This is a genomic window from Methanoculleus chikugoensis (assembly GCF_019669965.1).
GTDB lineage: Archaea > Halobacteriota > Methanomicrobia > Methanomicrobiales > Methanoculleaceae > Methanoculleus > Methanoculleus chikugoensis.
Map to the genome: position 1 here is coordinate 1,411,863 of NZ_AP019781.1, position 13,035 is coordinate 1,424,897.

Below are 13,035 nucleotides of genomic sequence, written 5' to 3' on the forward strand. Positions count from 1 at the left end.
TAATTAGCCTCGTTGTTCTTTTGACTATCACTAAGTCACCTCGTTCAGGCGATACCCAGTATCAGAAAATTGTAATATATAAAAATATTTAAATTTATTAGAGATATATAATCTACGATATTTTAAATCAGACTGATTAAAACCGCAATAATTCTAAAATAAAATTAAATTGCTTTTTTTATATAAAAATAATATATTTATCATGTTATTTAAACTATGGGCATGAACGACGCGAACTCGCACGCGACCGTATGGCTGCCCGGAAGAACAACCGGCATACAAAATAATGGTTTTTCGCAGTCCGATAGCCATTTCATGTGTTTGAATCGGAGCAAATACCCCGGGGCGATCACATGTCCGCAACCGTCGTCGCCGGACACCGTGCCCGCAGGTGTCGGACGGCCCTATCCCCGGCCGGTGAAAAGGCCGTCGGCCGGAAGAGGCGGAATAAACCCTGAAACCGGATCCCGGGCGACAGGAGCGATCAGGACGTATCGAACCCGGAGATCTTTTGTGCCGGAGAGTGGATAGGAGGAGTGCGGATGCGGTTCAAACGGATGCTCCGCATACAGAGCGGGCGATTCTCGTGTCTGCCGAACACGTGTCACGACTTTACGATCGTTACTGCACCCTCGGGTACATCCTGCGTCAACATTATGCCCGCTGAGCCAACCGGTAACATCTGCATGTTCTGTACCCGTACATTGCTGGTCCCATATCCGTCGATAACGAATGGATGCGCCGCGTTTGAATCTATCTGCCCGGAGTATACGACATTCCTGTTACCCATCGCATATATCAGAGTGGAGACTCGATCCCCCGTTGCATGGATGTCGATGCTGGAATCCATAAATAACGCTCCTCGCGGCGAACCCCCCACCACGGCGCCCTTGCCGTCGATCCCGGCCGGATCGGTCAACCGGAAGTTGTTGATCTGTACGTGATCCATCAGCGCAATGTGCAGACCGTATCCGAAAGATTCGATGCTTTCACAGTTCTCCATGACGATCGAGGGGTTGGCGTGCGTCAATAGCGACTGCACGATGAAGAACGACGTCGGTTTCACCTGCGAGTAGTCGGTCTTCCCCCGGCCCGTCTCGAAGTCCGTGCAGTCGTACAGGTAGACACCGTCGGGGTAACTGAAGAAGAATCCGTAGGCGCTGTTCCCTTCCGCGGTGCAGTTGTTGAACGTGTACGAGCCCTTCGGCGCGTAGTAGCCGGCACCGAAGTAGTACTCGCCGCTTGTGTCGTAATAGTCGGGGTAGGGTTTCCGGCCGTTGTTTCTGCTGATGCAGTCGGTGAAGACGACGTCGTTCTTGTCGGGAGCCCATTCGAGGTGAAACCCGGATTCCCAGTTGCCTTCGGCGATACACCGGGTCACCCGCAGGCTCTCGATGTCGTTGAGTTCCGCAAAATCGAATCCTGTGACCCAGTTATTGAATCTGGAATATCGGCCGCAGTCGGTTGCCCTGCAGTCGGTATACTGGACGTATCTGTGTACCCTGTACTCGGTATCCTGCGAACTATGGAGAAATCCGTACGTTCCGGGACTATCGGCCACACAGCCGATGAACGCAATGTACTCGATATCCCTGTTATAGCCTTCGATGGACTGCACGTAAAAAACAGCCTGGATGGACCTGTCAGCCGTGGCCGTGACGTCTTTGATCCACATATGGCTTGCAGTGATGTAGATCACACCCCTGTGCGCCGATTGCCCGGAGTAGCCGGATCCGGTTGCCCGGAACCCTTCCAGTGCAATAGAATCATTTTTCAACCAGATCAGGCCGTTATTTGTAAAAATAAGGGTGGTACGTTCATCACCCTGGCCGGAGAGAGTCGTATATGATCCGGGCAGAATGTTTCCGGAGCACTTGAACGTTCCTTCCGTCAGCTGGACGGTCCCGCCGCGGGCGGGGAGGGCATCGATCGCAGCCTGGATCTCATATTGATCGTCGATACCGTCACAGATATAATCTGCTCCGGCTTTCGATGCCGCACTGCTGTCGCTCGCTGCGACGATGATAGTGGGTTCTGTCACCGTCGGCACCACGGGAGTCGGTATTGCCGGCACCGGCGGGCCGGACGGAGTCGGTTTCCACGGCTGAAGATGCAATGCCAGCAAAACGGCGCACACGGCTGCTATCACGATGATTATGGCAATAAGCGCGCGTCCGCCTCTCTTTTGGGGATATGGTATCGCCGGCATCGTGTTCTCTCATCTACCGTCGGTCACTCAAAGATCGCCACCGAACCGTGTACTCTCGCCTGCATCCTCCCCGACCCGAACCTCCGGGGTATCGGGATACGCCTGCGGTCGCCGGATCGCTGGTGCCGGTTATCGTCGCCGGTCTGTGGCCGGAAAGCAACTCCCTGCCGAAGGGGGAGGACCCGGATGTCCGTTCCCCCGAGAATGTCCGTCTCCCGCATCGCGCCAACACCACAGCCGGGGCGTTCAATGCCGGAACTCCGTCCCTCCCGCAAGGACCGGGTTGAAAGGCCCCGTACAACGCCGCCAACCAGGCTCATACCCCTTATGATGCACAGGTACCATTTAATGATTTAGGGCGGAGGAGGCTGTTCGTTCTCTCTATGACGGGAAAACGAGTACGTCCATTTCGGTTCACGGCGACCCCGGCAGGCCGGCCTGTGTCGGTGGATCGCTGCGTGTTCTGGGAGACAATGGCCGGGGGCGCAGATGGAAGTCGGCCTATGGCAGACAGGATGTTTGAATCCCAAAACTCGCCTGGACCGGGTCGGAGCGACCGGGACGCGCATCGTTCCGGAGGCGACACGGGTCGTGGGTTTGCCGGAAATGAGTCGTGAATCTTGTTTGATGGGATGGTTTGAGGGGGTTGATCGATCTTTTTGGGTGAGGCGGCGTATGGGCTCCGGTCTTGTCGTCCACCCGGATATAAGTTCAAGGCGTGCAGAGACAGGCCCTCGAAACTATTATCGCATGGCCGCCGTCTGTTGCAGGGGTACATGAGGACCGAGGACCTGCTCACGATGACCGCCAACGACTGCCTCGCTCACCTCGGGTCGTCTCCCTCCGGCCTCTCGACCGCCGAGGCGGCCCTGAGGCAGAGGCGGTACGGGATGAACGAGATCGCAGAGGCGCGCCGGTATCGCGGCCTGATCGCCTTCCTCGGCCACCTGAAGAATCCGCTCGTGATCATCCTCGTCATCGCCGCGATCGTATCGGCTTTCGTCGGCGAGATCGTTGAGGCCGCAATCATCCTCGTCATCGTCGTCCTCAGTGTTACCCTGGACTTCTTCCAGGAATACCGGGCCGAATCGGCGGTCAATCTCTTAAAACAGAAGATTACCAGGACGGCAACGACGCTTCGCGATGGAGAACGCCGGGAGATCAGGATGACCGAGCTGGTTCCCGGAGACGTCATCGACCTCACTGCCGGGAACATCGTGCCCGCAGACGCCCGCGTCCTTGCCGCCCGCGACTTCTTCATCAACCAGTCGGCCCTGACCGGCGAACCGTTCCCGGTGGAGAAGACCGCAGACCCCCTTCCTGCGGCAGATGCGGATCGGACCGTGTGGAATAACTACCTCTTCCTCGGGACATCGGTGGTGAGCGGCCACGCGACCGCCGTGGTCGCCATGACCGGGAAGAATACCGAATACGGGCATATCGCAGAGGCGCTTGCCGCACGTCCTCCTGAGACCGAGTTCGAGAGGGGGCTTCGGCACTTCGGCTACCTGATCATGCGCACCACCTTCCTCCTGGTGCTGATCGTATTCCTGGTCAACGCTGTCTTCAAACACGGCGTCCTTGAATCCCTCCTCTTCGCCGTGGCCCTCGCCGTCGGGCTGACACCCGAACTCCTCCCCATGATCCTCTCCCTCAACCTTGCAAAAGGTGCCATTGCCATGTCGGAGAAGGGCGTCCTCGTGAAGCACCCTGAGGCGATCCAGAACTTCGGGAGCATGGACGTCCTCTGCACCGACAAGACCGGTACGCTGACGGAGAACGCCATATCCCTCGTGCTCCACACCGATCCGGAGGGGCACGACGACGAGACGGTGCTGCTCTTCTCGTACCTTAACAGCCTCAACCAGACAGGATTGAAGAGCCCGCTTGATGAGGCAATCCTCGCGTACCGCGACATCCCGGTCGAGGGCTACAGGAAGATCGACGAGATTCCCTTCGACTTTGTCAGGAAGCGGGCCTCCGTCACCGTCGAGAAGGACGGCAAGCGGTTTCTGGTCACAAAGGGTGCGCCGGAGCAGGTCTTTGCTATCTGTTCTTCGACCAGAGACCGGGCAGGGGTCCGGCCGTTCACCGGCGAACTGCAGGAGGAGGTGGAACACCGCTACGAGGCACTGAGCGCCGACGGTTTCCGGGTTCTTGCGGTTGCCTGCCGGCAAACCGGAGATGCAAAGGCGGTCTATACGCCCGACGACGAGAAGGACCTGGTCTTGCTTGGCTTTGTGGCCTTCATCGACCCACCGAAGGAGAAGGCGCGGGAGTCGCTCCAGCGGCTTGTCAGCGACGGGGTTGACCTGAAGATCGTCACCGGGGATAACGAGCAGGTCACAAGGAAGATCTGCCGCGACCTGGACTTCCCGGTGCGCCGGTCCCTGACCGGTGCCGAGATCACCCACATGACCGATGAGGCGCTTGCGCGGGTGGTCGACGAGACCACGATCTTTGCCCGGGTGACGCCCATCCAGAAGGACCAGATCATCCGGGCGCTGATGAGAAACAACCACATCGTCGGTTTTCTGGGAGACGGGATCAACGATGCTCCGGCCCTGCGGACCGCCGACGTCGGTATTTCGGTCGATACGGCGGTGGATATTGCAAAGGAGTCTGCAGACATCGTCCTCCTTGAAAAAGACCTTCAGGTCCTCGGGGACGGCGTCATGGAGGGGCGCAGGACGTTCGGGAACACGATGAAGTACCTCATGATGGGGACGAGTTCGAACTTCGGCAATATGTTCAGCGTCGCAGGAGCGTCGCTGTTCCTGCCTTTCCTGCCGATGCTCCCGATCCAGATCCTCCTCAACAACCTCCTCTACGACCTCTCCGAGTCGACGATCCCGACCGACCGGGTCGACGACGAGTACATATCCCGCCCGAGGCGCTGGGACATCCACTTCATCAGGGACTTCATCCTCGTCTTCGGCCCCATCAGCTCGCTCTTCGACTTCATCACCTTCGGTGTCCTCCTGCTGGTCTTTCATGCAACGGCCCCTCTCTTCCAGACCGCGTGGTTCATCGAGTCGATTGTCACCCAGACCCTGATCATCTTCATCATCAGGACGCGGATGAGCCCGTTCTACCGGAGCAGACCGAGCTGGCAGCTGGCCCTCAGCACCGTCGCGGTCGTCGCCGCCGCCCTCGTGGTGCCCTTCCTCTCCCTGGGGGCAGCCTTCGGCTTTGTTCCGCTGCCTCCGCACTTCTACCTGGTCCTCGCCGGGCTGGTGGTGGGTTACCTTGCGGTGGTCGAGGTGGTGAAGACTAGGTTCTTTGCCGGGCGGTTGTGAATGAGCCGGCGCCATTCATCCGGATGTTACCGTATCACACTGAATCATCGTATTATGATACAGTAAATCATCTATCGTAGTATTCCTCCCTGTTACAGAAGTTTACAGTAACTATGGATCTCGATCACCTCCTCGCCCTCATCCGGGGTGGAGAGTCAGAGCGGGTTGAGTTCAAGAGGGCGCCCTCAAGGACACTCCACCATGAGGTTGCCGCGTTTGCCGATTCGGAAGGAGGTGCAGGGGCTCACGTCCGTTACGTGACGGTTCGATGATCCCGGGCCGGGATGCCGCCGCAGAGGCGGGTTGCGATGGCCCGCAGGATGATGGAGCATGCCGACCGTTGTAATGACCGGTCCGGAGGATAGGCCCTGAGCGACACCCCGGATTACTCTATCCCCAGATCCCTTCAGCGCTTTATGGGTCACGAACTCGCCCCGCCGGATCTCATCGAGCGATGCCCGGATACCGGTGAGTATCCCCGGACACCTCCCGTCCCTGTTTCGCTCAAGGAGTGTTCTCCGCGCATCTCTCGAACGGGGAAGCATCCCTGCCGTCCGGTTCGAAATGAGCAGCCTTTTATCCGATTAACCGGGATATTCTCTTCTATGGCAGGTGCGGATACCGAGGGCGGGGTCTCGGAGGTGGTGAGTACGATCCTGATGGTGGCGGTCGTGGTCATCCTCGCGGCGATCGTGGCATCGATGGTCTTCGGGATCGGGCTCCCGGAGGAGCCGAAGACCGTCATGGTGACGGCGACACGGTCCGGGGAGAACGTCACATTCATGGTGCACGGCGGGATGAACATGGACCGAGTCACGGAGATCCGGTGCTGGATCGGCGGGGTTGGGGAGGGGAACGTGAACTTCAAACTCGACGTCCGGGCCGGGGCGACCAATACATCCAGCATCCCGGACGCGACGCGGGTTGTTATCGTCGGGACGTCTGGTGATAACAAGTCGTGGATACTGCTTGATAAGACGCTCTAATGCGCCGGGCGGTCTGCCTCTACAGGCGGAGCCGCCGGTCTCGTATTCCGGTGGAGGGGCCTCGATTGTCCGGGTCCCGGCACGGGTTCGAGGGCATGAGCATCAGCGATATCTCACAGGTTATCATAGGCATTCTTTCGATGATCGAGATCGACCGCCATAATAACGAGTTGCCGATGCTCAGATGCCAGGATAACCCGGTGCGTCCCTATTCGCAGGGAGAATAGCGGTAAGTTCGTCAGGCGCTTCACCTGCAGGTGAGGGTATTCTTCTTCAGCCAGCAGTTCAAGTACCCTGACGATCCGGGCCGCAGTCTCCTTTGGGAGGCGCTTTAATTTACGCTGGGCTCTTTTCGAGTAGATGAGCGTGTACCTCACTCAATCCCCAGATCCCGCTTCAACTCCTCGTGCGTCACAAACTCGCCCCGCCTGATCTCATCGAGCGACGCCTGGATGTCGGCAATCGTCTCAGGGCTCAGGGGCTCGGGGTCCTCGCTCTGGTCCATCAGCCGGCGGACTATGGTTCGGTATGGTTCTCTGGGGTAGCGGCGCAGGCGGTTCAGCCGGTCCCGGTTGGATCTGGTGATCTCGATCGTGGCCATCCCCTTGTTCGGTCACTTGTTTTTCAGCCTCTTCGAGCACAGGCCCAGGCAGATTCTGTTCCTCTGCCTCGTCTAGAATGCGGCGAAACCCGCCCCCCTGCTCGATCGGATCCTCTCCCCGGTCTGTCAAACAGGGGCCGCTCCCCCCTCACAGCGGGAAGATCGCGTACTGGATGTACCAGATATACTACACCACCGGTATCCAGAAGTGATAGCCCTCCCAGCAACTCGTCGCGAACCGGAAGTCGACGACGACCTCCCACGCAAGCGGGAAGAGCCTTCACCAACCATTGTAAATATGATCAGCACTTACAGTATTGTCATGGCTGCAACCAAGCGGATACCGGTCTCAGAAGGTGTATGGGAGGACATCTCCGATCTCAAGCGCCCGGGACAGACGTTCGATGATCTCCTTTCCCACATGGTGGAACTGGAGAAAAAGCGCCGGTTCATCGAGGATATGGATCGTATCGAGGCGGAGGGGGATTTTGTGGAGCTGAATTTTGACGTTCCGGATACTGATTAACCGCAAGGCCCTTGAGAGTATCCAGAGTTTCCGCCCGAAGAGCCGGCGGATCGTCATGGAGAAACTGAAGACGCTTCAAGAAGATCCGTTCCCCGGTGGCGGAAGCGATAAGGAACGTCTGTATGTTCAGGGACGGGAGGACACTTATCGCCTTCATATAAGCCATACCTTCACGGCATTCTATCGCATTCATGAGGCAGAGCAGGAGGTTCATGTTCTCGCCGTGATGCCGATCGAGCGAGCGCACAAGCGGTATGGGCGTTTCTAACCCCTCCGAGGTCAACTGTTAACGCTATCGTACAACTATTCAGCCTGACTGCGATGTTGTAAAATCACGTGAACCACCCCCCGACTTTGCACAGGGGGTCTTTCCGCTCTGCCGTTCGCGCCTCCGGTGCTCAAGCTCCACCCCCGCAAAGGCACGACGGGGAAGCGGGGAGCGCATCACTCCTCACCTCCCGTCTCTTCCTCGTAGTCGTCGTATTCATCCTCAGCGCCCTCGGTCTCCAGGACGTACCCCGCGACGGCGAGGATGACCGGCACCCCGACCGGGACGGCAAACCCCGCCGGGCCGTACAGGGTGGGGCCGTACCCGGGGTTGCGACGAACCTACAAACGTCAACTCCCTGCCCTTCAGAGCGGGAAGATCGCGTACTGGATGTACCAGACGTACTCCACCACCGGTATCCAGAAGTGGTAGCCCTCCCAGCAACTCGTAGCGAACCGGAAGTCGACGACAAGTTCCCAGGCAAGCGGGAAGAGCATCAGCACCGCGCCGGCGTAGGCGAGGAGGCGGGGGGAGGCGCGTTTTGCGAGGAGCGACTGGCCGCAGGGCAGGAGCGTGAGCACCGTTAGGTGCGAAGACGGCGACATAGAGCACCGCGGCCCCGGCGAGGAAGATGCAGGTGAGGGTCGTGATGAACGTGACCTGCCCGCCGAGGCTCCGGCCGGCGATGACCTGGAGGACGACGAAGATGAGCGGGATGCCGATGACCGCGAGCCAGAAGAGCGTCCGGAGCGCCTCCTTCACCCCGTCGGCGTCGAGACCGGCGTACTTCTGGGAACGAACGTGGGCTCGAAGACGTCAGGATCGCTAAAAAGGGTCTTGTCGCGGTGAAGAGGGAGCGTATCATGGATGAGTCTGGGAAAAAGGGATTGATAAAGGCGGGCCGTGCGCGGGCTGAACGTGAAGGGGTGCGAAGGCAAAAACTGTGGGATCCCGGCAGAACGTTGGGACAGGAAGTTACTCTGCCTCCAGGATCTCGATGATCCCATCGATAACCGACGTGACGGTCTGGTCATTGAGATGGCCGGCGCGATAAAGAATCAGGTCGACACTGGCCGAAAAAAGCCGGTTTGGCCGGATGTTGCTCGGCTTGTGGAGTGTTCCCTCTGTAAAGTCAGGTTCGGTAATACCAACGGCGTAGCGATCCCGGATCTGCTGGCTCGTGATTTGACAGAGGATGACATCGTCCCCGCCGGGTGCCGCAACGACAAGGGCCGGTCGCCGCTTCACCGTCGACAGGTCTGAGAAGGGAAACGGCACAACGACAACATCGCCCTTTACAAATCGCTCCACGCCTCTTCCTCCTCGGGCCGGAGCCAGTCCTTCCGGAGCACAGGCTCGCTTGCGAGGGCGGTGTCCAGGGCGGCCTTTCGGCGCCGGAACTTGAGGAACCGGATGAAATCAAGCACCTCACCGTATGTCCGGGGCGGGAGGTCGTTCAGTTCACTGATGATCTCCTCTTTCACCTGGGTCATGGTCGTCTCACCTCTGGGTATATCATCTTCTGGTGCTTCAATCTACATATCTCTGTCTGAAGAGGGTGTGTTTATCGGGGCGATCTGTGCCCCGACACTTGAGAACATTGTGTGGGGGATGGAAGTCCCCCTCATGCCGGGGCAGGAGCGTGAGCACCATCAGGTGTGGGGGGCGGGGCGCGACCAACCATTCGGTTGCGAATGGAGGTCAGCGGTTTGACCTTCAGGGAGGCTTCCCTGGAACATTGGCGATATGATGCGACCGCTCCCCCCTCAGAACGGGAAGATCGCGTACTGAATGTACCAGATGTATTCCACCACGGGTATCCAGAAGTGGTAGCCCTCCCGGCAGCTGGTGGCGAACTGGAAGTCGACGACGACCTCCCAGGCGAGCGGGAGGAGTATCACCACCGGGACCGCGTAGGCGAGGAGGCGGGGGGAGGCTCGGCGGGCGAGGACGGCGACATAGAGCACCGCGGTTCCGGCGAGGAAGAGATAGGTGTGGGTCGTGATGAACGTGACCTGCCCGCCGGGGTTGTTGCCGGCGATGACCTGGAGGTCGATGAAGATGAGCGGGAGGTCAATGATCGCGAGGCAGGAGGGGGCGCACCCGGCCGCTGGGGCGAGGAGGGAAGGCGTTGTCGGGCTGAAGGTCCGGGTTCTGACCCCGGCTATGGTCCTGGTGGCGGAAGCCCTGTATGGTACACCGAAAATTCACAAACTGTTTTGGGCGAGGTTATGATGACCGCCGACTTGCGGGCGGGCAGCCCCGGGATGGAAGAACACGCCTGCTTCTCCAACCCTGTGAGCGGGCGGCCGCTCACGGGTTTCTGAAGGGTGTGCCTGGTGCCATGCAAAACCTCATATAGGATCGAGTAAGATATATCTTACGATGGTCTATGGATATCGGTATCACCAGACTGAGTTCAAAGGGGCAGATTGTCATTCCGGCATTCATGCGGAGGGGGTTTCCTGAGGGTACACAACTGCTCATCGTCAGGGAGGGGGACCGCTTTATCGTAAAACCGCTTGATGAACTGGAGCCGGAGCTGAAAGAGGATATTCTCTTTGCAGAAAGGACAGAGCGGGCGCTTCAGGAGTTTAAAGAGGGCAAATTTGTCAAGAAGGACCATGCCGATTTTGTTCGTGATCTTGAATCATGGTGACCGTTGCCTACGGCGCATCCTTTGAGAGGACGATCAGGAAGATCCGTGACGGCAGGATAAAGGACCGGGTGAAACAACAGATCCTTAAGATCATCGACGATCCGAAGATCGGAAAACCGATGAGATATGGTAGAAAGCAGACGAGGGAGGTATATATCCCTCCATTCCGGTTGTCATACTGCTATGATGAGCGAAATGATCTCCTGATCTTTCTGGATCTCTACCATAAGGACGAGCAGTAACGAATAGCAGCGCTCTGTAAGACCATGCGCTTTTCGCGTTGCCGTTTTTTTGATTTTTGAGTGTGGTTGTGCTGTTGCATGTGGGATTCTGCTTCATTAGCGGAATCACTCAGGCATTTTAACCGAGGAAAAAACCCGGTGCAGTGGACCGTGGGGGTATCGCCAGCACTGCCCCCGCCCCTTGGGGCGGGGAACGACTGCCGGAACGGCAGGAGTTAAAGCACCGTCAGGTGCGGGGGAGGAGCGCGAAGCGCGGGCGGGGTGGGGTTTACAAATACGCCCAATGCGATGGAGACAGGGGAGGGGGGCTGCATCCCCCTTCGCACCTCCGGTGCTCAAGCTCGCTTCGCTCGCACTCCGCACCCTTCGGGTGCTCGAGCTCAGTTCCTACGGAACATCGCACTCCCCGTCGGCCCCACCCCCAATGGCGATATTCCCTCGAAAACCATGCTCGGGTCTGCGTGGCTGAGCGAACACCGTGACTTTGGGCGCTTTCCAACGCGGGCAACCGGCGAGAACGAACAAAAAAGAGATTCAATCCGTAAAAAACGATTTGTTATTGTTCCTCTTCCACCTCTCCCCCATAGTCCCCTTCTTCCTCCTCCTCCTCCAATTTATCGTCCTCCTCCGCCGTCATGATATACCCCGCCACAGCGAGGATGAGCGGCACGCCGACCGGGACGGCGAATCCCGCCGGGCCGTAAAGAGTCAGGCCGTACTGGGCGACGCAGGAGAGGAGGTAGGCGACGGCGCCGCCGGAGACGAGGAGGGCGAGGAGTTTTCGGAACGCCTCGTAGTCTTCATGCCGGTTGGCGACGAAGTAGACGATTGCGGCGATGAGGAGGGCGGTGCCGAGAACCCAGAGGAGGATGGAGAGGGCCGACCGGCCGCCGATGATGCCGGATGTGACGTAGGAGATCTCGCGCCAGACCGGGATCAGAGAGGCGCCGTAGGTGGTATCCTGGTACAGGAACAAGGGGAAGCGGAGGCCGGCGCCGACGGCATTGCCGATAGCGTAGATGTTCGCCGGGAGGAGAAGGACGGCGGCGAGGAGGGCGGGGAGGAGGGATCTAGTGGTTACGGACATTCTGATATCTCCTTTTGGATGGGCGTTATGTAGATCCTTGGTTTGGCGGACTAAAAAGACCGCCGGTGTGGTTCCGTCGATTTCTGCAGTAAGATGTTCATCCTCAAAATTACCGTCGAATCCGGTGCGTCATCAGCAACATGCCTCTCGCATTGATGATTAATGCGCGAGGGTTGCAAAATAACTGCCGTTCCGGAGTTCTTACCGCTGAAAATCGGCTGCTTGATTGGGATTTATTCACGGTGCCTTGAGGGAATTATCCTGGCCTGAAAAAAGTGATTTTAGAATTGCCGCTCTAGGACGACCTGGGACGAACCGTCCTTGAACGTTGCCACAACTACTGCATGGCAGTCTCCAGGGACAACTGTGCCAGTGCTCTTGAAGGATTGGCCGATCTTAGGCGTATTTACGTTATTTGTATCGGCGGTACCTGAGCCGTTGATAGTCAGGTTTAGATTTTCCACAGAGCCGGCATCAGCACCACCCTGGAAAGTTACCACAAGGTATTTGTTATCATCCACATGCGCCGTAACCGCAACCGTCTTCGTCGTCTGCACATTCCCCGTCATTCCGAACACGAACGCCGCAATAACCGCGGCGAGGATCACCGTGATGGCGACCATCAGGATGACGCCGATAACCGGCGATACTGCTTCTTCATTCTCTCTGAAGTTCATCATACACACCTCTAGACTCCGAGCCCCGATGGGGCAGGCAGTCGATGAAACAAACTGATTTTGCAAGATATATAAAGATATTGTAGTGATTCTTTCCGGAATGATTTTGTGTCCCTGTCGTCGGTCGCATGAAAGAATCTTTCATGGAATACATAGTTTGCCGAAAAGAACAAACAGGCTCAGAATGCCGTTTTGTGGGTAATACGAGTTCATCGGTATGCACATATAAAAAAGGCCCCCTTCCGGTGTGCCGCCCGGGTGCGGCGGGGTGGGGCGTCATGGTGGTTCGAGCGGGCCGGGTCCGGGGCGACGTGCAGACGCAGCCGCTATGGGAGAGGTATCTGCGCACCGTGGATCATGCCGGGCGCCCCCGGGACGGCGTTGCAGAATGAAGATCAGGACATGAACGCGTCTCGCCCTTTGCGAGTATAGTCCTCGACCTTCTCTATCGACTCAAGGATGTGGATCAGATAAAGCCGGG

19 protein-coding genes are annotated in these 13,035 nt (G+C 58.0%); 9 read left to right on the plus strand and 10 right to left on the minus strand.

All coding sequences use genetic code 11. The annotated features are described in order from the left end of the window. Positions 1–604: 604 nt before the first annotated feature. Complete coding sequence (locus MchiMG62_RS07135; RefSeq protein ID WP_221056373.1) at positions 605–2,209, minus strand: right-handed parallel beta-helix repeat-containing protein; 1,605 nt, start codon at positions 2,207–2,209, stop codon at positions 605–607. Between the two features lie 23 nt (positions 2,210–2,232). Beyond that, entirely contained in the window at positions 2,233–2,430 is a 198-nt protein-coding gene (locus MchiMG62_RS07140; RefSeq protein ID WP_221056374.1) for a hypothetical protein, read from the minus strand. A 555-nt stretch (positions 2,431–2,985) separates the two neighbouring features. Here MchiMG62_RS07140 and mgtA point away from each other — a divergent pair. From mgtA to MchiMG62_RS07155, 3 genes are all read left to right on the plus strand, one after another. Further along, positions 2,986–5,508 (plus strand): magnesium-translocating P-type ATPase, encoded by a 2,523-nt coding sequence (gene mgtA / locus MchiMG62_RS07145; RefSeq protein WP_221056375.1) that lies wholly within the window; start codon positions 2,986–2,988, stop codon positions 5,506–5,508. A 113-nt stretch (positions 5,509–5,621) separates the two neighbouring features. Then, a complete protein-coding gene (locus MchiMG62_RS07150; RefSeq protein ID WP_221056376.1) occupies positions 5,622–5,780 on the plus strand; it encodes an AlbA family DNA-binding domain-containing protein in 159 nt (52 codons plus the stop codon). A gap of 333 nt (positions 5,781–6,113) precedes the next feature. Further along, entirely contained in the window at positions 6,114–6,494 is a 381-nt protein-coding gene (locus MchiMG62_RS07155; RefSeq protein ID WP_221056377.1) for a type IV pilin domain-containing protein, read from the plus strand. Between the two features lie 113 nt (positions 6,495–6,607). On the opposite strand, the gene MchiMG62_RS13400 is transcribed toward MchiMG62_RS07155, so the two are convergent. Further along, positions 6,608–6,871 (minus strand): type II toxin-antitoxin system RelE family toxin, encoded by a 264-nt coding sequence (locus tag MchiMG62_RS13400; protein ID WP_221056378.1) that lies wholly within the window; start codon positions 6,869–6,871, stop codon positions 6,608–6,610. Next, the gene (locus MchiMG62_RS07165) at positions 6,868–7,095 is read right to left on the minus strand and encodes a hypothetical protein (RefSeq protein WP_221056379.1); all 228 of its coding nucleotides are present in this window, start codon (positions 7,093–7,095) and stop codon (positions 6,868–6,870) included. Before MchiMG62_RS07165 ends, MchiMG62_RS13400 begins: the two co-directional genes overlap by 4 nt. Before the next feature lie 298 nt (positions 7,096–7,393). On the opposite strand from MchiMG62_RS07165, the gene MchiMG62_RS07170 reads away from it, so the two are divergent. Both MchiMG62_RS07170 and MchiMG62_RS07175 read left to right on the plus strand, forming a co-directional pair. Further along, the gene (locus tag MchiMG62_RS07170) at positions 7,394–7,621 is read left to right on the plus strand and encodes a hypothetical protein (RefSeq protein ID WP_244987612.1); all 228 of its coding nucleotides are present in this window, start codon (positions 7,394–7,396) and stop codon (positions 7,619–7,621) included. A 55-nt stretch (positions 7,622–7,676) separates the two neighbouring features. After that, positions 7,677–7,889 carry a hypothetical protein gene (locus MchiMG62_RS07175; protein WP_244987613.1) on the plus strand — a complete coding sequence of 71 codons (213 nt, stop codon included), beginning with the start codon at positions 7,677–7,679 and terminating at the stop codon, positions 7,887–7,889. Positions 7,890–8,254: 365 nt separating this feature from the next. On the opposite strand, the gene MchiMG62_RS13210 is transcribed toward MchiMG62_RS07175, so the two are convergent. Beyond that, complete coding sequence (locus tag MchiMG62_RS13210) at positions 8,255–8,494, minus strand: hypothetical protein (protein WP_244987614.1); 240 nt, start codon at positions 8,492–8,494, stop codon at positions 8,255–8,257. A 26-nt stretch (positions 8,495–8,520) separates the two neighbouring features. Between MchiMG62_RS13210 and MchiMG62_RS13215 the strand changes: the two genes are divergently transcribed. Further along, positions 8,521–8,718, plus strand: a complete 198-nt coding sequence (locus MchiMG62_RS13215) for a hypothetical protein (RefSeq protein ID WP_244987615.1) — start codon at positions 8,521–8,523, stop codon at positions 8,716–8,718. 146 nt (positions 8,719–8,864) lie between these two features. Here the strand turns inward: MchiMG62_RS13215 and MchiMG62_RS07185 are convergent, their stop codons facing one another. The 3 genes from MchiMG62_RS07185 to MchiMG62_RS13220 form a co-directional block, all read right to left on the minus strand. Then, positions 8,865–9,200 carry a type II toxin-antitoxin system PemK/MazF family toxin gene (locus tag MchiMG62_RS07185; RefSeq protein WP_054848114.1) on the minus strand — a complete coding sequence of 112 codons (336 nt, stop codon included), beginning with the start codon at positions 9,198–9,200 and terminating at the stop codon, positions 8,865–8,867. After that, complete coding sequence (locus MchiMG62_RS07190) at positions 9,185–9,382, minus strand: hypothetical protein (protein WP_054848115.1); 198 nt, start codon at positions 9,380–9,382, stop codon at positions 9,185–9,187. Before MchiMG62_RS07190 ends, MchiMG62_RS07185 begins: the two co-directional genes overlap by 16 nt. Before the next feature lie 273 nt (positions 9,383–9,655). Beyond that, a complete protein-coding gene (locus tag MchiMG62_RS13220; protein WP_244987616.1) occupies positions 9,656–9,856 on the minus strand; it encodes a hypothetical protein in 201 nt (66 codons plus the stop codon). A 37-nt stretch (positions 9,857–9,893) separates the two neighbouring features. Here MchiMG62_RS13220 and MchiMG62_RS07200 point away from each other — a divergent pair, with 37 nt between their 5' ends. The 3 genes from MchiMG62_RS07200 (at position 9,894) to MchiMG62_RS07210 (ending at position 10,790) form a co-directional block, all read left to right on the plus strand. Next, positions 9,894–10,124: a hypothetical protein gene (locus tag MchiMG62_RS07200; RefSeq protein ID WP_221056381.1), complete on the plus strand. Its 231-nt coding sequence runs from the start codon at positions 9,894–9,896 to the stop codon at positions 10,122–10,124. Between the two features lie 157 nt (positions 10,125–10,281). Then, the gene (locus MchiMG62_RS07205; RefSeq protein WP_074370364.1) at positions 10,282–10,548 is read left to right on the plus strand and encodes an AbrB/MazE/SpoVT family DNA-binding domain-containing protein; all 267 of its coding nucleotides are present in this window, start codon (positions 10,282–10,284) and stop codon (positions 10,546–10,548) included. Then, positions 10,542–10,790 carry a type II toxin-antitoxin system RelE family toxin gene (locus tag MchiMG62_RS07210; protein ID WP_054848116.1) on the plus strand — a complete coding sequence of 83 codons (249 nt, stop codon included), beginning with the start codon at positions 10,542–10,544 and terminating at the stop codon, positions 10,788–10,790. The genes MchiMG62_RS07205 and MchiMG62_RS07210 overlap by 7 nt, the downstream gene beginning before the upstream one ends. A 556-nt stretch (positions 10,791–11,346) precedes the next feature. Here the strand turns inward: MchiMG62_RS07210 and MchiMG62_RS07215 are convergent. Both MchiMG62_RS07215 and MchiMG62_RS07220 read right to left on the minus strand, forming a co-directional pair. Next, positions 11,347–11,877, minus strand: coding sequence for a hypothetical protein (locus tag MchiMG62_RS07215; protein ID WP_221056382.1), 531 nt, complete (start codon positions 11,875–11,877; stop codon positions 11,347–11,349). Between the two features lie 281 nt (positions 11,878–12,158). Then, positions 12,159–12,557, minus strand: a complete 399-nt coding sequence (locus tag MchiMG62_RS07220) for a type IV pilin domain-containing protein (RefSeq protein ID WP_221056383.1) — start codon at positions 12,555–12,557, stop codon at positions 12,159–12,161. Between the last annotated feature and the right edge of the window lie 478 nt (positions 12,558–13,035).